Here is a 20,282-nt window from a genome sequence, read left to right as displayed (position 1 = left end):
GCCGTCTCGATAGGGTGGGATGGTGAACGGCGAGAGCGGATCAGGGTTCAGCATCCGGCGCGCGCGGACGAGTGACGTTCCGCGCATCCAGGAGCTCGTGGAGCCTCTCGTGCAGCGACGCATCCTGCTCGGCAAAGAGATGGTGACGCTGTACGAGGCCGTGCAGGAGTTCCGGGTCGCCCAGGATGCGTCCGGCGAGCTGATCGGCTGCGGGGCGCTGCACGTGATGTGGAGCGATCTCGGCGAGGTGCGCACGCTTGCGGTCTCCGACGAGTGGCTCGGCAAGGGCATCGGTCACGCTCTGCTCGACCGGCTCGAAGGGGATGCACGAGAACTCGGCCTCGACCGCCTGTTCTGCCTGACGTTCGAGGTGGACTTCTTCGCCAGGAACGGCTTCGTGGACATGGGGGCGGAGACCGTCGATCCGCTGGTCTACACCCAGCTGCTGCGCTCCCACGACGAGGGCGTCGCAGAGTTCTTGGATCTGGCCCGGGTGAAGCCGAACACCCTGGGGAACACCCGGATGCTGAAGCGTCTCTGAGCGCTGATACGGGCGACCGCGCGCCTGCCCGGCGCACGGTCGGACGCTGGTTATAGTGCGGGCATGTCGACGTTCAAGAATCCGGTCGGCCCCCAGTCCAGCAGCGTGTACTGGCGCCGCAGGCTCATCGTCCTGCTCGGCGTGATCGCCGTCGTCGTCATCATCGTGCTCATCTTCGTCCGGCCCGGAGCCTCGAACGGGGAACCGTCGAAGAAGCAGCCCGCGAGCACGAACACGCCGGCCGCGGCGACGAGCATCCCGACCAGCAGCGCCTCGGCCGACGGCCAGCCGTGCAAGCCGGGCGACGTGAAGGTCGAGGCGGTCACCGACAAGGACGTCTATGCGGCGGGGGAGCTGCCGCAGCTGTCGGTGGCGCTGACCAACACCGGGTCGAAGGCGTGCACGATCGACGCCGGCACCGCGCAGCAGTTGTTCACGATCACCAGCGGCGCCGAGGTGTACTGGAAGTCGACGGACTGCCAGAGCGACAAGGTGGATGCCGAGGTGCTGCTCCAGCCGGCCAAGACGATTTCGTCGAAGGCGCCGATCACGTGGGACCGCACGCGCTCAGACCCGTCGACGTGTCAGGGGAACCGGGAGCAGGTTCCGGCGGCCGGGGCGTCGTACCACCTCGAGACGACCGTCTCGGGTATCAAGAGTTCCGCGACGAAGCAGTTCATCCTGCAGTGACGTCGGTGGCGTGGTCCGCGGCGCCCGTGCCTCGGACGTAGGCGCCTTCGATCTCGCGCACCTCGACGCCCGCGCCGTGGCGGGTGGCCGGGTTGCGGCTCGCGAGGGCGAGCGCCGCATCCAGGTCGGGCGCTTCGATGATCCCGATGCCGGCGATCAGCTCTTTGCTCTCGGTGTAGGGGCCGTCGGTGATGCCGCTTCCGCGGATGGAGCGGGCGGCTGCGGGGCTTCGGAGCGCGTAGGCGGCGGTGAGGGCGCCCGAGCGGATCAGGTCGTCCGCGTGCTCGTCGTGTTCGGCGAGTTCTGCGGCGTCGTGTTCGGCGGTGGTGTCGCTGAAGATGAGGATGGCGTACTGCGGCATGGCTGTTCCTTCCGATCTGAGGATGTCGTCATCAGGTCGTCGTCTGGCGCGACTGTATTTCGACTAGCTGTTCAGAAGGCGGCGTCGAGTTCGCGTTCACGCTCGGTCGTGCCCGCGGAGAAAGCCAGCCGGAGTGCTTCGCGCACCGACGCGCTGCGGTCGTCGACACGCGTGACGAATCCGAGTCGTGCGGCCTCCGCCGTGCGCTGCTTGCCGCTGACGACCGGCCGGATCTCGCCGGCGAGGCTGATCTCCCCGAAGGCGGCGAGGGTGTGCGGGATGGCCCGCTCGGTCGCCGCCGATGCGATGGCGAGAGCGATGGCGAGGTCGGCGCCGGGCTCGGTCAGTCGTACGCCGCCGACGGTCGACACGTACACATCCTTGTCGCCCAGCCGGATGCCGGCGCGGCGTTCGAGGACGGCCAGCAGCATGGCGACGCGGGACGCATCCACACCGTTGGTGACGCGCCGTGGGTTGGGCGCGGTGGTGCCCACGACGAGTGCCTGCACCTCGACCGGCAGCGGCCGCCGTCCCTCCATCGCCACGGTGACGCAGGTGCCGGAGACCGGCGTGGTGTTGCGGCTGAGGAAGAGTCCGCTGGGGTCGGGCACCTCGGCGATGCCGTCGCCGGCCATCTCGAAGCAGCCGACCTCGTCGGTCGGGCCGAAGCGGTTCTTGAGCGCCCGGATGAACCGCAGCGCGGTCTGCCGGTCGCCTTCGAACTGGCACACCACATCCACCAAGTGCTCCAGCAGCCGGGGGCCGGCGATCGAGCCGTCCTTCGTCACGTGCCCGACGATGAGCACAGGGAGGTCGCGTTCTTTCGCGATCCGGATCAAGGCGCTGGCGACCTCGCGCACCTGGCTCGGACCGCCCGCCAGACCTTCGCTCGCGCTGTTGGAGACGGTCTGCACCGAGTCGACGATCACGAGAGAGGGATCGACCGCGTCGATCTGCGCGATGATCGTCGCCAGATCCGTCTCGGAAGCAAGGAAGAGCTCGTCGTGCACCGCTCCGGTCCGTTCGGCGCGCATCCGCACCTGGCTCACCGACTCTTCGGCGCTGACGTAGAGAACCCGGTTGCGTGCTTTCGCCGCCCGCGAGGCCACTTCGAGCAGCAGGGTCGACTTGCCGACCCCGGGCTCGCCGCTCAGCAGGATGGCTGCTCCCGGCACGATCCCGCCGCCCAGCACCCGGTCGAACTCGCCGATTCCGCTGGGCCGTCGGTGGGCGCCGTCGGTGGGCTGGATGTCCGTGATCGCCCGAGCCTCGCGGCCCGCAGCGATCGTCACCGGCTTGAGCGCGCGGAGGACACCCGTCGGCTGCGCCGTCTCGGCGACCGTGCCCCACGCCTGGCATTCCGGGCAGCGGCCCACCCATTTGGCAGTGGACCACCCGCAGTCGGAACAGCGGTAGTTGACAGACGCTTTCGGCACGGCACCTCCTCGATCGGGCTCAACATTACGGGGAGCCACCGTCATCGGAGGGAGGATCGCGGCGCACTGTGGAGATCCTGCGCGGCGGCCGAGCGGTGAGCACTTCTGCGCGTCGGCGGTCACGTGCAGAATGGGCCGCATGGCTGACCGCACCTTCACTCTTCGCTCCGGCCGCGTGCTCGGGCTCACCGGTCTCGGCGACCCGGACGCCGAGCGTCTCGTCGTCTTCTGCCACCCGGCACCGGGCTCGTCCGTGTTCGATCCGGACCCCGACGCCTCCGCCGACCGCCGGGCGCACATCGTCGCCATCGACAGGCCGGGCTACGGCTCCAGCGACCCGTGGCCGGCGGGCAGCTGGCCGAGCATCGTGCAGGCGGCCGACGACATCGCCGATTACATCCGTTCGGTGGTCGTCGCGGAGAGCGTGATCGGCGTGACGCGGCCGCGGACGGTCGGGGTCGCGGGCTGGTCGGCCGGCGGACGGGTCGCGCTCGCCGTCGCAGCGCGGCATCCACAGCTCGTCGACCGCGTCGCCATCGTCGGAACGCCGGCGCCGAACGAGGCGGTCCCGTGGATCGATCCGGAACTGCAGGCGCTCTCCGACCAGTTGGGCGCGATGGCGCCGGACGAGGCGATGAGCCGCTTGGGCGCGATGTTGCAGCCGCAGGCCGACGCCGTCCGCGCGGCCTCCGAGCCGGACGAGGTCCCGCTCGAGGCGCTGGGCGCGGGCCTGGTGGATGAGCAGGTCCTGGCCCGACCGGGCGTTCGCGATCGCCTGGGCCGGATGCTCACCGACGCGTTCCGTCAGGGCACGGGCGGTGTCGCCGGCGACATCCTGAGTTACACCGCGCGCCCGTGGGGGTTCGAGTTGGGGGACGTGACGGCGAAGACCCTGATCATCGCCGGTCAGGCCGATGCCCTCGCCGGCCACGCGCACGCGGCCTGGTATCAGAGGGCCCTGCCGGATGCCCGGATGGAGGTGGTCCCGGGCGTCGGTCATCTCGCGGTCGTGCCCGCGTGGGGGCGGATGCTCTCGCACCTGGCGCCGCGCACGTCAGGCGCTGAGTGACTCCTGCTCCACGGCCTCGCCGTGCCGCGGGAAGAGTTCGCGTGCACGTGCGGTGACGGCGGGAAGGAAGGCCGACGCCCACACCCGGTAGCCGTGGTCGTTCGGGTGGAACAGGTCTTCGGCGAACTGCGTGAAAGCCCCGCGGATGCCTTGGCGCCGCATGGTGGCGTGCAGCGGCGCCACCTCCAGCCCGCGCGCCGCCGCCTCCTCGCGCAGGATGCGGTTGCCCTCGGCGACGAGCCGCTCGTTCCAGGGAAGGTAGAAGTAGGGCAGGTCGGCCACGATCGCATGGTCGGGGACCGCCGCGAACACCGCTCGCAGCCCCGCCCGGAAGCGCTCAGGGTCGAAGGACGCGATGTCGTTGGCGCCGATGGAGACCGTCACGATGTCGGGCTGCAGGGTCGCGAAGCGGGGGAGCTGGTCGGCCACCGCCAGGGCGACCGTCGCGCCGGAGACGGACAGGTTGACCACGCGCACCGAGCGGCCGGTCACCGCGCGCAGGTGGTCGGCGATGACGCCGACGTAACTGTTCTTCGGGGCGGACGCGCCGATCCCCTGCGCCGCGCTGTCGCCGAGCGCGACATACAGCAGCTCGCCCGGGTCTTTCGCAGCATCCCGCCACCACTTCGAGTGCACCGGAAGCAACTCGTTCAGGCGCACGCGTCCCTCCGCGACCGAGGTCCGCTTCGCCTGAATGCGCCGCCACCCGACGGCCGCGAGGACGGCGCTGACGGCGACACCCACGGTGGCGGCGAGGATGCGTCGGAGAGCTTTCATGGAGGGAACAGTACCCCGGACGACCGACCCCGCCACGGCCTCCCAGCCGATTGGAGACGACCGGACGAATCGCGTACGATAGTCCGCGGTACCGTGTCCGAGCGGCCGAAGGTGCAACTCTCGAAAAGTTGTGTGGGTGAAAGCCCACCGTGGGTTCAAATCCCACCGGTACCGCCACGTGCAAGCCCCCGCGATCCCAGCATTTAGAAGGAATCCGGGGGCTTTCGCTCGTCGGAACAAGCGCTTGACCACATTTTGACTACATTCGCTGGACTAGTCGATTCGGTGGGAAGCGGCTTGCACATCGACTCGACGACAAACGCAGCGCTGGGAGCTTCACTACCGATTGGTCCGACAGGAGCGCAATCAAGGCGAGCCGTCTAGCGATGGCCCACTGCCGCTCGCTCGCAGGCTTCTTTGTTCGATACCTTTCTGGGGTCGGAGGAGAGCCGCGATGGACCCGGTGTTGGATTGGTTTCAGGGAGATGGTTCGATCACCCTGAATACTCCTTTCAGTGGGTTCGCCTAGTGACAACACCAATCGAACCGTATGACCGAGTCCGGTTCATTTCCGATCAGTACCGATCGAGCGGTGCGCCGATCGACACGATTGCTTACGTGCTCGAGGTCTACCCGGATGGTGGGCTGGAGGTTGAAGTTTCTGAGCCTGCCAGCGGGGTCACGCAGGCCCTGATTTCGGTGAGGCTAGGTGACGTCGAACCCGCGGATGAGCTGTTGGTCAGGCTCACAGACTCTGTTCGCGCCCTCGCTGCGAGCCCTACTGTTCAGCTCGCGGTTCTCGCATCGATGGGGCCGGACGCGGGTGCAGACGATCTTGCGATCGAGTTCGACCGACTGTTTCGACCTGCGATGGTTCTCCTCTCGAGTTCGTCGAGGGACAGGAACTTCATGCTCAGGCTGGCCGATCTCGATGACTGGCTTGCGATGCTGCGCGACAGGAGCGATCAGTCTCAATGGACTCTCGACGCGATCACGCGTTCTAGTGACTGGGCCAAGATCCGCGAGCTAGCAGGCGCGGTCTTGCGTGAGCGCGATGAATAGGGTCGAAACGCACTGAATGGGCGGTGAGTGTGACGGGGAGTACGACACGGGAATGCCTGATCGCTGTGCAACCTACCTGACTCGATTGATGGCAGATGGAACCTGGACTTGAAGAGGATGGCTACTAGGGCCGACGCTGTGAGCCGTCGGCTGGTCCGCGCTACGAATGTCCTAGCCGGATCAGGTCGGCGCTACTGCTCCGGGCTCGTGGTCGTCATGGACACCTCCCGTCGTCAGGCGCATGATCGGACCACCGCCACTCGCCCCGAGAGGATTCAGTTCATGGCCACACTCGGCAACATCGTCTTCTACGCCAACGACCCGCAGGCGCTGTCCGACTTCTGGGCGGCGGTGTTCCGCTACCCGCCGCAACGAATTGAGGGCGAGTTCCGTGAGTCGCTGCTGGCCGGCGGGCTCACCGAGGAGCAGCTCGCCAAGCGCGCGTTGGCGGAGAGTGAGGACCGGAGCGGCCCGCGGCTGTACTTCCACCACGCCGACCGCCCGAAGGAGGGGCGCAACCGCATCCACCTCGACGTGCAGGCGGTTCAGGGACGCCCACCGACGGATGAGGAGCTGGACGCCGAGAAGGACCGTCTCGTAGCCCTCGGCGCAACGGTCGTGCGCTTGATCCACCAGCAGTGGGGCCCGGTGACGGAGCACTATTACCAGATGCAAGATCCGGAGGGGAACGAGTTCGACCTGCAGTAGGGCCGACCGCACGTCCGCTACGCGACGGCTCAGGCGCTCGTGCCCCTTCCACGCGACGGGCCCTGCCTGCTAACGTCGCGCCCAATCCGGCAAAGGCGCTGAGTACACGATTGTCGATCCTCAGAGGAGCCGAACGTGAACATCCGGATGCATCCCCGAACCGTCGCGGCCATGGCTGCCGCTCTCGTCGGCGCCGCCGTGTTCGTCGGCGTTCCCACGGCGGCGAACGCTGCGCCCCTGCCGTACCAGGATCCCAGCAAGAGCGTCGCGACGCGGGTGGCCGACCTCCTGGGCCGTATGACACTCGACGAGAAGATCGGCCAGATGACGCTCATCGAGCGCCGCTGGCTGTCGGATGACGGACTCGCGAGCGGTATGGTCGGTGCCGGGTTCTCGGCGGGCACGTCTGCGCCGGCGAGCAATACCGTGGCCGGCTGGGAGAACATGTACGACGGCTTCCAGAAGGCCGCCCTGCGTAACCGCCTGGGCATCCCGATGCTCTACGCGATGGATGCTGTGCACGGCGCGGGCAACGTGTACGGCGCGACGATCTTTCCGCACAACATCGGTCTCGGGGCGACGCACGACCCGGCGCTCGCCCAGCGGATCGGCCATGCCGTCGCCCAGGAGGTGAGCGCGTTCGGCATCGACATGAACTTCGCGCCGACGGTTGCCGTGGTCCGGAACGACCGGTGGGGCCGCTCGTACGAGTCGTTCGGCGAGGATCCGGCCCTCGTCTCCTCTATGACGACCATGGTGACGGGCGAGCAGGGTTCGTCGCTGTCGGCACCGGACTCGATCATGGCGTTGACCAAGCACTTCGTCGGCGACGGCGGGACGACCGGTGGCGACGACCGCGGCAACACGCAGCTGAGCGAGGCCGGCCTGCGGGCCATCCACCTGCCTCCCTTCAGCGAGGCGGTGCGCCGTGGAGTCTCGGCCGTGATGGTGAGCTACTCGAGCTGGAACGGTGCGCGGCTCCACGGGGACAAGTATCTGCTGACCGATGTCCTGAAGAAGGAGCTCGGCTTTTCGGGCATCCTCGTCTCCGACTACGGCGGCGTGGACTATCTGGATGGCGACAAGACCACGCTCTCGGCCTACGACGTCCGCACGGCCGTCAACGCCGGCATCGACCTCATCATGGTGCCCGACGAGTACGCGCAGTTCCACGCCGAGCTGGTGGCCGAGGTGCACGCCGGGCGCGTCTCGAGGGCACGCATCGACGACGCCGTCTCGCGCATCCTCACCAAGAAGTTCGAGAAGGGGCTGTTCGAGCATCCCTACGCCGATCGCTCCCTCGCGAACCAGGTCGGGTCGGCTGCGCACCGCGCGCTCGCACGACAGGCCGTCGCCGAGTCGACGGTCGTACTCAAGAACGACCGAGGACTCCTGCCGTTGCCGAGGAGCGCGAGCAAGGTGTTCGTCGCGGGCAGCGGGGCCAACGACATCGGCCAGCAGTCCGGGGGATGGACGATGGGATGGCAGGGCTCGCTCGGTCCGATCGAGCCGGGAACCACGATCCTCGGCGGCATCCGCGCGGCGGTGGCCCCCGGCACCACGGTCACCTACTCGCCCGACGGGTCGGGCATCGACGACAGCTATCACGATGCCGTCGTCGTGGTCGGCGAGAGACCGTACGCGGAGTACGAAGGCGACGACACCGGTGACATGCGGTTGAGTGCGTCGGACCGGGCGCTCATCGATCGCGTCGCCGCATCCGGTGTGCCCGTGACGCTCGTGCTGCTGAGCGGACGCCCGCTGGACATCGATGAGCAGCTCGGCTCCGTCCGCGCTGCGGTCGAGGCGTGGCTGCCCGGCACGGAAGGCGCCGGCGTCGCGGACATCCTGTACGGCGGCGTTCGGGCGACCGGGACGCTGCCCGTCACGTGGATGCACGACGCCGGACAGCAACCCATCAACGCGGGCGACGGGCAGAACGCCCTCTTCTCTGCGGGCTATGGGCTTCATCCCACGACCGGTCAGTCGGCGTACGACACGATAGGCGCCGTCTACTACGACGATCAGCGCGGCACGTCGACGGAGAGCTGCACCGACACGGACTGCGGGCGCGCGCTCGCCCACCTTGCCGATGGCGACTTCGCCGGGTGGTTCGACGTGGACTTCGGAGGCACGGCCCCCAAGACGGTTTCGGTTCGGCTCGCATCCGGTGCGACCGCGACCGGAACGATCGAGGTGCGCACGGGCACCCCGGCTGGGCCGGTGCTTGCCCGTATCCCCGTCGCCTCGACGGGCGGATGGCAGCGCTGGGTGACGAAGAGCGTCCCGCTCGCCCTCGCGCCGACCGGCACCGACCGCGTGTACCTGCGCTTCGTCGGCACCGGGACCGGCGCCGCGAACGAGTTCGTCAACGTCAACTGGCTGGTGTTCTCGCGCTAGCTCCGCCGGCCACCGCCGAGATCACGCGGTGGCCGGCAGGCTGTCCCGCCGCTTCCCGTCGACGAGGTGGATCACTCCATGCATCCTCGGGAGGTGGGCGGTGTCGTGGGTGACCAGCAGCGTGGACGTGTCGAGCTCGTCGGTCAGTCTCAGGATGAGGTCGATGATGCTGGCACCCCGCTCCTGGTCGAGGGCGCTGGTGGGTTCGTCGACCAGCAGAGCGCTCGGCCCGTTCATGAGGGCGCGCGCGATGTTCACCCGCTGGCGCTGCCCGCCCGACAGTTGGTGCGGTCGCTTGTCCCGGTGATCACCCAGTCCCACCGCGCCGAGCAGCTCGTCGGCGCGCTCTTTCACCTCGGGACGGCGGCGGGTCGACCGGCCGCCGAGCTCGTTCATGACCTCCAGCTGCTCGCGGGCGGTGAGGGACGGGATCAGGTTGGACTGCTGGAAGACGATGCCGATCTTCTCCCGCCGCAGGGTCGTCGCCTCCGCGGGTGTGAGACGGCCCACGTCGATGTCGTCGATGAGGACGCTCCCGGAGTCCGGCCGGATCAGGGTGGCCGCGACGGCGAGGAGGGTGGACTTGCCCGAGCCGCTCGGTCCGGTGATCGCGGTGACGGTTCCCGGCCGGGAGGTCAGGCTGACGTGGTCGACGGCGGTGATGCGGCTGTCGCCGTCGGGAAAGGTGAGGGTGACGTTGCTGAGCTGGATCATCGGTTGCTCCCGAGTGCGGTGAGGGGATCGGCGGAGGTGACCGAACGGAGTGCGAAGGCGGCGCCGGCGAGGCCGAGCGCGATCATGATCAGGCCGGGGACCACCGTGGTGAGCGGGCTCAGAAGGAACGGCAGAGCGGTCCCGGCGAGGGCGCCGAAGAGGCTGACCACGCCGATCCCGAGGCCGATCCCGAGTACGAGCACGATGAGCGCCTGACCGAGGGCATCCCGGACGAGCGAGCGGGTGCTGGCACCGAGTGCTTTGAGCACGGCGATGTCACCCTTCCGCTGCATGGTCCAGACGGTGAAGAAGGCGCCGATGACCAGGCCGGAGATTCCGAACAGGAGAGCGACGATCAGCAGCAGGGAGCCGATCTCCGAGCGGAAGGCGCTGAGGGCGGTCAGTGATCCGAGGATGCTGGTGGACACGGTCGTGGTGCGCGACTCCACGGCGCTCCAGTCGGGTGAACCGCGGACGGCGAGCACGGTGGCGTAGGCGTCCGAGCCGGAGGCGGCTGCGACGCGTTGCTGCCAATCCTGGAGAGTCATCGCGACCACCGGGGTGTGGCTGTACCAGGCGTCGCCGTGCACGGCCGCGACCGTGAACTCCGTGCCCGCGATGGTCACGGTGTCGCCCGCTCGCACGTCAAGGCTCGTGGCCGCCGCCGTGGACAGGCTGACGGATCCGTTCTGCGACGGAGAGCCGCGGTCGAAGCCCGGCTTCACTCCGAACACCGCGATCGCGGTCCGGGAGTCGCCGGCCTCGGCCCGGGTCTGGGTGATCCCGATCGGCTGAACGGAGGTGACACCCTCCGTCGCCGCCCAGGTCTCGGCCTGCCGCTCGGTGACGGTCGAGTCTGCGAACGTCGGCCCGTCGCCTCCCGTGGGCGGAGCGGAGAAGACGAGACGATCGGCCGGAAGCTGCACGACTGCGGAGATGTTCTGCGTGGCCAGTCCTCCAGTGAGGCCGCTGAGGAAGCCGACCAGGACGGTGATCAGCGCGACCACCGTGCCGATGAGGGCGAACCGGCCCCGGGCGAAGCGGAGGTCGCGGAGCGCGACGAACATGACGTGTCCTTTCTTGCCGCCGAAGCGGCGACAGCCTCCACTGTTCCGTCTCGGTGCGCCGCGGACATCGGCCGCGAGCACGGCCCCTGGCGGCCGAAAGGCGGCCGGCGGACTCGTCCTTTCGGACGATGACGCCCTCGGGGGGCGGCCGTAGAGTTCGGCTATGGCTCACACCGCGCTCACCCCTGTGTTCGTGGGCCTGCGCCTCGGCCTCCACGTGCTGTTCGTCGGCCTCGCCGGTCTGGTCATCGTCCGCGCCGTCGTAGCGCCGACCTCCACCTCCGGAGCCGCCATCGAGCTCTCGGTGCTGCTCGTCGCGACCTATGCGGCGGGAGCGCTCTTCGCGCGCAGGGCACGGCGCGGCGGACGACTGCCCGCTCTGATCTGGTTGGCCGTCCTCACCATCGAATGGGCGGCGCTCCTCTGGCTCACCCCTGATGCGGCTTACCTCGTGTTCCCGCTGTTCTTCCTCTACCTCCACCTGCTGGGTCGCTGGTGGGGGTCTCTGGCGGTCGTCGCTGCGACCGTCATCGCCATTTGCGCCCTCGGAGTCCACGGCGGATGGTCGGTGGGCGGCATCGTGGGTCCCGTCATCGGAGCCGCCGTGGCCCTCCTCATCGGGCTCGGCTACGAGGCGCTCGCGCGAGAAGCCGCGCAGCGCGACGACCTCGTCCGTCAGCTCCTCGCCACGCGTGACCAGCTGGCGGCGACGGAGCACGAATCGGGCGTCCTCGCCGAGCGTGCCCGCCTCGCTCGCGAGATCCACGACACCCTCGCGCAGGGGCTCTCCAGCATCCAGATGCTGCTCTACGCCGCGGAGCGGGCCGACGCCGGGCGACCCGGTGTCGAGCACATCCGCCTGGCGCGCGAGACCGCGGCGTCCAACCTGGCCGATGCCCGCCGCTTCATCAGGGAGCTCACGCCGCCGGAGCTCGACGACCGCGGGCTGGGGGCTGCGCTCACCCGCCTCGCCGCCGAGCAATGGGCCGCGCAAGGACTGCCGGTGAAGGTGAGGGTCTCGGACGCCGTGCCATTGCCCATGCACATCCAGACGGCGCTTCTGCGGATCGCGCAGGGAGCGGTCGCCAACATCGTCCAGCACGCGCAGGCGACCGTCGCGACGATCACCTTGGCCTCCGATCCCTCGGGCGAAGTGGTCTTCACCATCACCGACGACGGCAGAGGTTTCGATCCCGAGCACCCGGGGGAGCGGAGGGGCCGGTCCGATTCGTTCGGCTTGCAGGCGACCCGGGAGCGGGTCGAGCAGCTCGGCGGCACCCTCGAGGTCCGCTCCCGGCCCGGAGACGGAACGACCCTCACCGTGCGGCTGATGCCGGCGTCTGTCGCATGATCAGGGTCGTCATCGCCGACGACCATCCCGTCGTGCGCGCCGGCCTCGCCGCGCTCTTCGCTCTCGAAGCGGACTTCGCGGTGGTGGCCGAAGCGTCGACGCCGGACGAGGCAGTGGGCGCTGCACTCCGCGAGAATCCGGACGTCGTGCTCATGGACCTCCAGTTCGGCAACCAGTCGACGAGCACGGGAGCCGACGCGACCCGCCGGATCCGTGCCCTCGACGCCGCACCGTACGTCCTGGTCCTCACCAACTACGACTCGGACGCGGACATCCTCGGAGCGGTGGAGGCGGGAGCGAGCGGGTATCTCCTGAAGGACGCCCCGCCTCACGAATTGATCGCTGCGGTCCGTGCGGCGGCCGCTGGCGAAAGCGCGCTCGCACCCGTCATCGCGACCCGTCTCCTGGATCGCATGCGCGCCCCGCAGACGAGCCTCAGCTCCCGGGAGATGCAGGTGCTCGAACTGGTCGCCGCCGGTCGATCGAACACCGAGGTCGCGGCGGAGCTGTTCGTCAGTGAAACGACCGTGAAGTCGCATCTCGCCCACATCTTCACGAAGCTCGGAGTCGCCTCCCGGACCGCTGCCGTGTCTGCCGCCCGGCGCCAGGGGATCCTCCGGTAGGGACGCCTCCTCAGCGGGCGCACCGGCTCTTCATAGCCAACTCCGGCTTTCTTGCAGACCTGTCATAGGGAGTTCATGACCGCCCGGCAATCGCGTGCCGTGTGCTGAGCACATCACCGATGCCGAGAGGACACGAGCCATGCAGAACATCGACGCAAACCCCACCGCGGGCGACCAGGGCGACAGCGGAGCGCAGCTCCAGCCGCCGACACGGGGTGCGTGGGGACGGCGACGCGGAGGGGTGATCGCCGTGTCGACGGCCCTTGCGGTGGCGATCGTCACCGGTTCGGCCTTCGGGCTCGCGGCGACCGGCGTGACCTCCGGTGCGGCCGCCGCAGCGCCCTCCGTCAGCAGCTCGGCCCACGTCAGCACCGCGCTGGGGCGCTCGGGATACGGGTACGGCTACGGATATGGAACCGGCGACGGCTCGGTCGGCAGCCAGTCGACCGGCGGGACGACCTCCACCCTGGCGAGCGCCACCGCCGCCCAGGAGGTGGGCGTCGTCGACATCACCTCCGAACTCGCCTACGCGCAGGCGGAGAGCGCTGGCACGGGCATCGTGCTGACGGCGAACGGCGAGATCCTGACCAACAACCACGTCGTCGAAGGCGCGACCAGCATCAGTGTGACCGTCGTGGCGACCGGCGCCGTCTACACGGCCACCGTCGTCGGCACGGATGCGACCGACGACATCGCCGTCCTCCAGCTGAGGGGCGCATCCGGGCTCACCACCGCATCCATCGACACGGCGGCGGACACCTCCGTCGGCGAGGCCGTCACCGGTGTCGGGAACGCGGGAGGGGTGGGCGGCACGCCGTCCGCGTCGCCCGGAACCGTGACAGCGCTGGAGCAGACCATCACGACGCAGGCCGAGCAGACTGCGGCGTCCGAGACGCTGGATGGACTGATCGAGACCGATGCCGACATCCAGGCCGGGGACTCCGGCGGACCTCTGTTCAACGCGGCGGATCAGGTCATCGGAATCGACACCGCCGCAGCGCAGGGCGGCTCGACCGTGGCCGGCTACGCCATCCCCATCGAGGACGCCCTGAGCATCGCCGCCGAGATCGAGTCCGGACAAGCGTCGTCCACGGTGACCATCGGCAACCCTGCCTTCCTCGGAGTGGAGATCGGCTCCACGGATGCGACCGGTTCCACCGTCGAGGGCGCGGCCATCGCGGGAGTGATCGACGGCGGCCCCGCAGCGACCGGCGGGCTCGCCGCAGGCGACACGATCGTCGCCCTGAACGGCGCCCCGATCGCCTCCGCCGAGACGCTCACCCAGGCGCTGAGCGCATTCGCACCCGGGCAGACGGTCAGCGTGAGCTGGATGGACTCCACCGGCGTCTCTCATACCGCCGACATCGCCCTGGGCACCGGCCCCGCCGCGTAGCCGAGCCCTAGAGGTCGAGCACCAGCTTCTCGCCGACGCAGCGCGAGACGCAGGTCATCATCGTGTCGCCCGCCAGCCGTTCCTCCAGCCCCAGCACGGAGTCGCGGTGTTCCGGGACGCCCGCCAGCACCCGCACCTCGCAGGTGCCGCAGGTGCCCTCGCGGCAGGTCGACAGCACGTTGGCTCCGGCCCGGTTGACGGCATCCAGAGCGGACTCTCCCACCGCGACCCGCACGGTGGTCCCGGTGCGGCGGAGTTCGATGTCGAACGGACGATCGGGCAGGGTCGACACCGCACGGGGTGCGAAGCGCTCGACCACCACGCTGTCCGAGCGGCCCGCTCGGCGCGCCGACTCTTCGACGGCCAGGAGGAGCTCCTCCGGGCCGCAGGCGTAGACGCGTCCACCGGCGGGGAGCCGCATCCACAGGTCGTCGAGGTCGTAGCGTCCGCGCTCGCCGCTGGGCCAGAGGTAGACGTTGGCGCCGTACCGCTCCTGAAGCTCGTCGGCGTAGGCCATCGTCTCGCGTGAGTGTCCCAGGTACAGCAAGCGCCACGGGACGCCGGCGCTCTCGGCCTCTGCCGCCATGGGGAGCAGCGGCGTGATGCCGATCCCGCCGGCGAGGAAGAGCGAGAACGGTGCGGGCTGCGGCGCGAAGTGATTGCGAGGTCCGCGGATGCGCAGCCGGTCGCCGACCGCGACGCCGTCGTGCACGGCCCGGGATCCGCCGCGGCCGGCGTCCTCGCGGAGCACCGCGACCCGGTACTCGTGCTCGCTCGGGGCTCCCGTGAGCGAGTACTGGCGTACGAGCCCACCGGGGAGGTCCAGGTCGATGTGAGCGCCGGGTCGCCACGCCGGGAGGCTGCCGCCGTCGGCGGTCAGCGTGAGCTCGACGACGCCGGGCACCACGTCGCGGCGGCCGCTGACGACGACGGGCACGGACTCCGGCATCGCGGTGTCGGTTGATACGGGGCTCGAGCGCCGGGGCGCGGCCGTGGGTGTCCACGCCAGGGGAAGCGACACGAGGCCGCGCCCCTCCGAGACGACGGTGTGCCGCAACTCCGGCGCCGGCACCGCGAGCCGGAGGCCGGGCAGCCGCTCGTGGAGAACCCCGAGTTCGACGCGGAGAAGGAGCCGCGCGAGCGGTGCGCCGAGGCACGCGTGGACTCCTTGGCCGAATCCCAGATGCGCGGACTCCCAGGTGCGCTCGACGTTGATCCGCTCGGGATGCGCGAAACGGCTCGGATCGCGGGATCCCGCGGCGTACGCGAGGAAGACCTCGTCGCCTTCCCGCAACGACACCCCGCCCAGCTGCGTGTCACGAGTGACGAGTCGCTTCATTCCGGTGATGGCTGACTCGAAACGGAAGATCTCCTCCAGCGCCTGAGCGCGGGAGGCGTCGTCGTGTTGCACCCGGGCGTAAAGGGCCGGGTCGGCGAGGAAGTGCGAGAGGGCGACGCAGATCAGATTGGACGAGGTCTCGTGCCCGGCGAGCATCAGCCCGGGGAACATCGACAGCATCTCGAAGTCGGTCAGCTCGACCGCGCCGCTGTCGCGCTGATCCCAGATGTGGCTGATCAGATCGTCGCGGCGGTCGCCGCGGCGCAACTCCATCAGTTCGCGAAGGTGGTCGTGGAGGTCGAGCAGTTTGGCCGCCTTCTCGTCGGGCGTGCCCGGGTGGTAGATGTCTCGCGGCCCCAGGAAGAAGCCGAGCGCCGCGCCGACCCACTCGGCGCGCTCCGGGTCGATCCCGACGATGCGGCTGATGACCCGCAGCGGCAGCGGCAGGGCGAAGGCGGTCTTGAGGTCGACCTCTCCGTGCTCGGCGAAGCCGTCCACCAGCCGGTGCGCCTCCTCGCGGATCCACGGCTCGAACCGGGCGAGCTTGCGGGGCATGAAGAAGGTGTTGACGCTCGACCGGAGCCGGTCGTGGTCCGGGTTGTCGATGCCGATCAGAGTGCCACGGCTGGGCACGCGGCCCTCGAACTGTTCACGCCAGGGGGACGGCACGGTGCCGACCGTGGGCTGCGACGAGAAGGTCTCCGGGTCGTGGAGGGCTGCGACGATGTCGTCGTAGTCGGTGAAGACCCGTGCGCCGCCGAACGTTTCGGACTGTGGCGGATCGTCTGACTGGCGGGCTGCCTCGAGGTCGGCGAAGAGCCGCTCGGGATCGGTGAAGGGACACGCCGACGACGTGGTGAAGGTGGTCATTCGTGGGCTCCAGGAGTGCTGGCGGCCCGCCGGAGGCATGCACAAGCGGGACGCGATGGGTCCTCGTGCTCGCCCGGCGCGCTGGAGGCGCCGAGGGGGATTATTCGCTCCGGCCGTGATACCGGGCGCCCTCACCCCGCCTGTGTAAGCGTCGAGGGTACACGCCCGAGGTTCCTATTGTCAAGAATCGAGTGACTTACGCAGCTTTGACGCGGAAGTCTGCGATACTCGCAGAATGGACACCGCGGTCACCCAGAACTCCTCGCTCATCGTCGACGGTCGGCCCTTCCTCGCCATCGGCGGCGAGTTGCACAATTCGAGCTCGTCGGACCCCGCTTACCTGGCCGCGGAGTGGGACCGGCTCGGCAGCGTCGGCATCAACACGGTCCTGGTGTCGGTCGCCTGGGCGGAGGTCGAACGAACCGAGGGCGCCTTCGACTTCCGTATCGTGGATGAACTGGTCCAGCAGGCGCGCGGTGCCGGACTCAAGCTGGGCGTGATCTGGTTCGGCGCCTTCAAGAACGCACTGTCGACCTACGCGCCGACCTGGGTCCGCGCCGACACCGCGAGGTTCCCGCGAGCGGTGCTGCAGGACGAGCCGCTGCCGACGCCGTTCAGCTACGCGGGCTCGATGGCGAAGCCCGCGCTCTCCGTGTTCTCGCCCGAGCTCGTCGCGGCAGACGCGCGCGCCTTCGCGGCCTTCGTCGGGCATCTGGCGGAGATCGATGACGCCGGGACCGTGATCATGGTGCAGGTCGAGAACGAGATCGGCCTCCTCGGCTCGGCCCGAGACCACTCCGCGCCGGCTCTCGCCGCGTGGAACGCCGCCGTGCCGGACGTCGTTACGGAGCTCGCACGGACCGACGCGGACGCGCTCCCCGCAGGTTTCGCGGAGGCTGTGCTCGCCGCGCCCGCTGGGTCAGCCTGGTCGCAGCTCGCCGGGAACGCCGACGACATCCAAGAGACCTTCATGGCGTGGGGATTCGCGTCGTACGTGGAGAGCGTCGCGGCTCCGGTTCGTTCGGTGGCGCGCATCCCGTTCTTCGCCAATGCCTGGCTCGGTCCGCAGCCCGGGCAGGACAAGCCGGGGCAGTACCCGAGCGGCGGACCGACCGCACGGATGCTCGGGCTGTGGCAGGCGGTGGCGCCGTCGCTCGACTGGCTGTCGCCCGACATCTACATCGACGACTCCCGGCCGGTGCTCGAGGCGTATGCGCGGCGGGGGAACCCGCTCTTCGTGCCGGAGTCGCGCTTCTCCGCCGGTGACCTGTTCCTCGCGGTCGGGGCGCTGGATGCGATCGGCTACTGCGCGTTCGGGCTGGAGGACGGCCGGGAGGGTGCCCTCTTCTTCGAGGCGGCCCGCAGCCTGCTGGCGTTGGCGGACCGCATCCTGGAGCAGCGCTCCCTCGGGAACGTGTGGGGATTCGCGCTGGGGGCCCAGGAGGAAGCGGCATCGCATCGCTTCGGCGACCTCACCCTGACCGTGCGCAACGGACCCGGCCTGTTCGCCCGAATGCTCCTGGATGTCGGCGTGCAACTCCCCGAGCCGGAACCGTCGCCGTCGGAGACGCGACCCGGCGCCATCCCGTCTCCGGGGGACGACCGCCCCTTCGGCATCGTCATCCGCACGGGCCCGGAGCGATTCATCGTCGCGGGCCAGGCGGCGCTGTTCGACTTCGCGGCTGACGATACGACGGTCGAGATCGACGAGGTGCTCGAGCTCGTGCTCGACGGAGGGGGGCTGCGACCGGCCCGGTTCCTCAACGGTGACGAGCGCCTCGCGATCGTGCCGCAGCGCGGAATCGGCATCGCCGAGGTCACGCTGCTGCGCGTGTGATCCGCACCCTGGGATCCATTGCGGCTGCCCGTAGAGAGGCCTACCCTGACCACCCGAAAGCGTCTGAGTAGGAGTCGATAATGACCGATAACGGTGGTGCCAAGTACAACGACCCTCGGGTCGTGCGCGGTGAAAGCATCGTGTTGCAGCTCGTACCCTCGGACCTCGTGGACGAGCCGCCGAGGGGCGCCGACTTCGTGGGTGTCCTGATGTCGACGAGCGAGGGCCGGTCCTCTTATTTCGCGGGAGAACGGATCGATGGCGAAGCCTACGACCGCGTGACCATGGATCTGGGCGACCGAGTGCGCGTCTGGACGAAAGTAGCCGATTCGGGAGCCGAGGTCACCTACCGCCTGACGACCGCGAATACGTTCACGACCAGCCGTCCGATGAGATAAGGCAACGAGTGAAGATGCTCCCCTTAGGTTGAAAACAGACCTAAGTTTGTCATATACTAACTATGACGTCGGGGCCCCGGCCCGTTCCTCACCGTGACGTTGCGGCGAGGGCACAAACCGTCGCGTCGATCACCCGATCGTTCGGGTTTCGTATGCCGCTCTCGCCACTCAGGTTCCGCCTCCTCGTCACCTCCCTCCTGGCCGTGTCCTTCCTCGGCGCCCTCGACAACACTGTCGTCAGCACTGCCATCGCGACCGTCGCCGGCCAGCTCGGTGCGCTCGAGCACATGAGCTGGATCGTCGTCGGGTACACGCTTGCCAGCACCGTCCTGCTGCCCGTTCTCGGGAAGCTCGGCGACCGGATCGGGCCGCGCGCCGTGTTCCTCAGCTCCGTCGCAGTGTTCATCCTCAGCTCGGTCGCCTGCGGCTTCGCGAACGGGATCGTCTGGCTGATCGTCGCGCGCGTGATCCAGGGGATGAGCTCGGCCGGCCTCCAGCTGATGTCGCAGACGATCATCGCCGAGGTGACCACCCCGCGGCAGCGGCCGAAGTTCATGGCGATCATCGGGGCGGCCTTCCCGATCGCGATCCTCATCGGGCCCGTGCTCGGCGGCATCATCACGGACACCTGGGGATGGCCGTGGGTGTTCTGGATCAACGCCCCTGTGGGGATCCTCGCGTTCGCGCTGGCGATCGTGGCCATCCCGCACATCGAACCCGGAAGGATCGGGAGGTTCGACGTCGCCGGCGCGATCGCCCTCACGATCGGACTGGTCGCCCTTGTTCTCGCCGTGTCGTGGGTGGGTGACCCTGCGCAGACGATCGCCACGACCGTCGCGTTCGTGATCGCAGCCGTCGCCATCGTCGTCTTCTTCGTCATCGAACTGCGCGTCGAGGAGCCGTTGGTGCCCCTCAGCCACTTCCGCGACCGCACGGTCGCCTCCGGCACGGTCATCTCGGCCATCGTCGGCATCGGCCTGTTCTCGATCACGTCGTATCTGCCCACGTACTTCCAGATGGCGTACCGCACGAGCGCCACGGTCTCAGGTCTCGTGCCGATCGCGACGGTGTTCGGGATGCTGGTCAGCAACCTCGCCTCCGGCTGGCTGGTGAGCCGCACCGGCCACTACCGCGTCTATCCGCTCGTCGGAACGGTGCTCGGCGCCGCCGGCCTCGGCGCTATGGCGCTGCTGCCCGCCGGTGCACCGCTGTGGGCGCCCGCTGTCGCGATGGCCGTGGTCGGCCTCGGGACCGGCGCCTTCATGAGCCTCATCGTCGCGGTCGTCCAGAGCGCCGTACCGCGTGAAGAGACCGGCGCCATCACGGCGAGCGTGAACCTGGTGAGGCAGGTGGGGGCGACCGTTGCAACGGCCCTCATCGGCGGCATCATCGGGGCGAGTGTCGCGGTCCTGCTGCCGACCGGCCTCGACGCGGCCACGCTCACGCCCGCCCTCGTTCACGGATACGACCCCGCGACGCAGCAGCAGGTCGCCCACGTCTACCAGAGCGTGTTCGTCCCGATCTTCGTGGCGCTCGCTGCCACCTACGTCGTCGGCATCGTGGCGTCGATCCTGCTGCCGAACCGCCGCCTGTCCGACGACACCGACCCGCTGCGCGCGGCATCGACCGCGTCCATCCCCGCCTGA

The 20,282-nt window shown here is 69.2% G+C and carries 18 protein-coding genes and 1 tRNA gene; 13 read left to right on the top strand and 6 right to left on the bottom strand.

Annotated features, from left to right (window positions below; all coding sequences use genetic code 11):
- The first annotated feature begins 22 nt into the window (after positions 1 to 22).
- Together AB7E03_RS09760 and AB7E03_RS09755 are read left to right on the top strand one after the other, a co-directional pair.
- Entirely contained in the window at positions 23 to 541 is a 519-nt protein-coding gene (locus AB7E03_RS09760) for an amino-acid N-acetyltransferase (RefSeq protein ID WP_489941221.1), read from the top strand.
- A gap of 63 nt (positions 542 to 604) precedes the next feature.
- Positions 605 to 1,231 carry a hypothetical protein gene (locus AB7E03_RS09755; protein WP_489941220.1) on the top strand — a complete coding sequence of 209 codons (627 nt, stop codon included), beginning with the start codon at positions 605 to 607 and terminating at the stop codon, positions 1,229 to 1,231.
- Here AB7E03_RS09755 and AB7E03_RS09750 read toward each other — a convergent pair.
- The gene (locus tag AB7E03_RS09750; RefSeq protein ID WP_489941219.1) at positions 1,218 to 1,592 is read right to left on the bottom strand and encodes a YciI family protein; all 375 of its coding nucleotides are present in this window, start codon (positions 1,590 to 1,592) and stop codon (positions 1,218 to 1,220) included. The two genes, AB7E03_RS09755 and AB7E03_RS09750, sit on opposite strands and share 14 nt — an antisense overlap.
- Before the next feature lie 71 nt (positions 1,593 to 1,663).
- Positions 1,664 to 3,028 carry a DNA repair protein RadA gene (gene radA / locus AB7E03_RS09745; protein ID WP_489941218.1) on the bottom strand — a complete coding sequence of 455 codons (1,365 nt, stop codon included), beginning with the start codon at positions 3,026 to 3,028 and terminating at the stop codon, positions 1,664 to 1,666.
- Between the two features lie 139 nt (positions 3,029 to 3,167).
- On the opposite strand from radA, the gene AB7E03_RS09740 reads away from it, so the two are divergent.
- Positions 3,168 to 4,097, top strand: a complete 930-nt coding sequence (locus tag AB7E03_RS09740) for an alpha/beta hydrolase (RefSeq protein WP_489941217.1) — start codon at positions 3,168 to 3,170, stop codon at positions 4,095 to 4,097.
- Here the strand turns inward: AB7E03_RS09740 and AB7E03_RS09735 are convergent.
- A complete protein-coding gene (locus AB7E03_RS09735; RefSeq protein ID WP_489941216.1) occupies positions 4,083 to 4,874 on the bottom strand; it encodes an SGNH/GDSL hydrolase family protein in 792 nt (263 codons plus the stop codon). The two genes, AB7E03_RS09740 and AB7E03_RS09735, sit on opposite strands and share 15 nt — an antisense overlap.
- 87 nt (positions 4,875 to 4,961) lie before the next feature.
- Between AB7E03_RS09735 and AB7E03_RS09730 the strand changes: the two genes are divergently transcribed.
- The 4 genes from AB7E03_RS09730 to AB7E03_RS09715 all read left to right on the top strand — a co-directional run bounded on the left by AB7E03_RS09730 (position 4,962) and on the right by AB7E03_RS09715 (position 9,044).
- Positions 4,962 to 5,051, top strand: a tRNA-Ser gene (locus AB7E03_RS09730).
- Positions 5,052 to 5,402: 351 nt separating this feature from the next.
- The gene (locus AB7E03_RS09725) at positions 5,403 to 5,936 is read left to right on the top strand and encodes a hypothetical protein (RefSeq protein ID WP_489941215.1); all 534 of its coding nucleotides are present in this window, start codon (positions 5,403 to 5,405) and stop codon (positions 5,934 to 5,936) included.
- Between the two features lie 282 nt (positions 5,937 to 6,218).
- Positions 6,219 to 6,644, top strand: a complete 426-nt coding sequence (locus AB7E03_RS09720) for a VOC family protein (protein ID WP_489941214.1) — start codon at positions 6,219 to 6,221, stop codon at positions 6,642 to 6,644.
- Between the two features lie 135 nt (positions 6,645 to 6,779).
- Positions 6,780 to 9,044 carry a glycoside hydrolase family 3 N-terminal domain-containing protein gene (locus AB7E03_RS09715; protein ID WP_489941213.1) on the top strand — a complete coding sequence of 755 codons (2,265 nt, stop codon included), beginning with the start codon at positions 6,780 to 6,782 and terminating at the stop codon, positions 9,042 to 9,044.
- Between the two features lie 21 nt (positions 9,045 to 9,065).
- On the opposite strand, the gene AB7E03_RS09710 is transcribed toward AB7E03_RS09715, so the two are convergent.
- Both AB7E03_RS09710 and AB7E03_RS09705 read right to left on the bottom strand, forming a co-directional pair.
- Complete coding sequence (locus AB7E03_RS09710; protein WP_489941212.1) at positions 9,066 to 9,758, bottom strand: ABC transporter ATP-binding protein; 693 nt, start codon at positions 9,756 to 9,758, stop codon at positions 9,066 to 9,068.
- Positions 9,755 to 10,825, bottom strand: a complete 1,071-nt coding sequence (locus tag AB7E03_RS09705; RefSeq protein WP_489941211.1) for an ABC transporter permease — start codon at positions 10,823 to 10,825, stop codon at positions 9,755 to 9,757. Before AB7E03_RS09705 ends, AB7E03_RS09710 begins: the two co-directional genes overlap by 4 nt.
- A 163-nt stretch (positions 10,826 to 10,988) precedes the next feature.
- Between AB7E03_RS09705 and AB7E03_RS09700 the strand changes: the two genes are divergently transcribed.
- The 3 genes from AB7E03_RS09700 to AB7E03_RS09690 all read left to right on the top strand — a co-directional run bounded on the left by AB7E03_RS09700 (position 10,989) and on the right by AB7E03_RS09690 (position 14,192).
- On the top strand, positions 10,989 to 12,176 hold the full coding sequence (locus tag AB7E03_RS09700) for a sensor histidine kinase (RefSeq protein WP_489941210.1): 1,188 nt from the start codon (positions 10,989 to 10,991) through the stop codon (positions 12,174 to 12,176).
- Entirely contained in the window at positions 12,173 to 12,799 is a 627-nt protein-coding gene (locus AB7E03_RS09695) for a response regulator transcription factor (RefSeq protein WP_489941209.1), read from the top strand. Before AB7E03_RS09700 ends, AB7E03_RS09695 begins: the two co-directional genes overlap by 4 nt.
- A 139-nt stretch (positions 12,800 to 12,938) precedes the next feature.
- Complete coding sequence (locus tag AB7E03_RS09690) at positions 12,939 to 14,192, top strand: S1C family serine protease (RefSeq protein WP_489941208.1); 1,254 nt, start codon at positions 12,939 to 12,941, stop codon at positions 14,190 to 14,192.
- A 7-nt stretch (positions 14,193 to 14,199) separates the two neighbouring features.
- On the opposite strand, the gene AB7E03_RS09685 is transcribed toward AB7E03_RS09690, so the two are convergent.
- The gene (locus AB7E03_RS09685; RefSeq protein ID WP_489941207.1) at positions 14,200 to 16,401 is read right to left on the bottom strand and encodes a cytochrome P450; all 2,202 of its coding nucleotides are present in this window, start codon (positions 16,399 to 16,401) and stop codon (positions 14,200 to 14,202) included.
- Between the two features lie 235 nt (positions 16,402 to 16,636).
- Between AB7E03_RS09685 and AB7E03_RS09680 the strand changes: the two genes are divergently transcribed.
- The 3 genes from AB7E03_RS09680 to AB7E03_RS09670 all read left to right on the top strand — a co-directional run bounded on the left by AB7E03_RS09680 (position 16,637) and on the right by AB7E03_RS09670 (position 20,282).
- Complete coding sequence (locus AB7E03_RS09680) at positions 16,637 to 18,238, top strand: DUF5597 domain-containing protein (protein ID WP_489941206.1); 1,602 nt, start codon at positions 16,637 to 16,639, stop codon at positions 18,236 to 18,238.
- An 80-nt stretch (positions 18,239 to 18,318) separates the two neighbouring features.
- Entirely contained in the window at positions 18,319 to 18,636 is a 318-nt protein-coding gene (locus tag AB7E03_RS09675; RefSeq protein WP_441781138.1) for a hypothetical protein, read from the top strand.
- A 152-nt stretch (positions 18,637 to 18,788) separates the two neighbouring features.
- Positions 18,789 to 20,282, top strand: coding sequence for an MDR family MFS transporter (locus AB7E03_RS09670; RefSeq protein ID WP_489941205.1), 1,494 nt, complete (start codon positions 18,789 to 18,791; stop codon positions 20,280 to 20,282).

It is taken from the genome of Leifsonia sp. RCC_180, from assembly GCF_058138205.1.
The sequence above is the reverse complement of the archived record's forward strand: the minus strand, read 5'-3'. Positions and strand labels throughout refer to the sequence as shown.

Bases quoted from the DNA above. Each gene is read 5' to 3' on its own strand.
- AB7E03_RS09755 (WP_489941220.1), top strand. From the start codon at position 605: ATGTCGACGTTCAAGAATCCGGTCGGCCCCCAGTCCAGCAGCGTGTAC.
- AB7E03_RS09750 (WP_489941219.1), bottom strand. From the start codon at position 1,592: ATGCCGCAGTACGCCATCCTCATCTTCAGCGACACCACCGCCGAACAC.
- AB7E03_RS09740 (WP_489941217.1), top strand. From the start codon at position 3,168: ATGGCTGACCGCACCTTCACTCTTCGCTCCGGCCGCGTGCTCGGGCTC.
- AB7E03_RS09735 (WP_489941216.1), bottom strand. From the start codon at position 4,874: ATGAAAGCTCTCCGACGCATCCTCGCCGCCACCGTGGGTGTCGCCGTC.
- AB7E03_RS09720 (WP_489941214.1), top strand. From the start codon at position 6,219: ATGGCCACACTCGGCAACATCGTCTTCTACGCCAACGACCCGCAGGCG.
- AB7E03_RS09710 (WP_489941212.1), bottom strand. From the start codon at position 9,758: ATGATCCAGCTCAGCAACGTCACCCTCACCTTTCCCGACGGCGACAGC.
- AB7E03_RS09705 (WP_489941211.1), bottom strand. From the start codon at position 10,825: ATGTTCGTCGCGCTCCGCGACCTCCGCTTCGCCCGGGGCCGGTTCGCC.
- AB7E03_RS09700 (WP_489941210.1), top strand. From the start codon at position 10,989: ATGGCTCACACCGCGCTCACCCCTGTGTTCGTGGGCCTGCGCCTCGGC.
- AB7E03_RS09695 (WP_489941209.1), top strand. From the start codon at position 12,173: ATGATCAGGGTCGTCATCGCCGACGACCATCCCGTCGTGCGCGCCGGC.
- AB7E03_RS09690 (WP_489941208.1), top strand. From the start codon at position 12,939: ATGCAGAACATCGACGCAAACCCCACCGCGGGCGACCAGGGCGACAGC.
- AB7E03_RS09685 (WP_489941207.1), bottom strand. From the start codon at position 16,401: ATGACCACCTTCACCACGTCGTCGGCGTGTCCCTTCACCGATCCCGAG.
- AB7E03_RS09680 (WP_489941206.1), top strand. From the start codon at position 16,637: ATGGACACCGCGGTCACCCAGAACTCCTCGCTCATCGTCGACGGTCGG.
- AB7E03_RS09675 (WP_441781138.1), top strand. From the start codon at position 18,319: ATGACCGATAACGGTGGTGCCAAGTACAACGACCCTCGGGTCGTGCGC.
- AB7E03_RS09670 (WP_489941205.1), top strand. From the start codon at position 18,789: ATGCCGCTCTCGCCACTCAGGTTCCGCCTCCTCGTCACCTCCCTCCTG.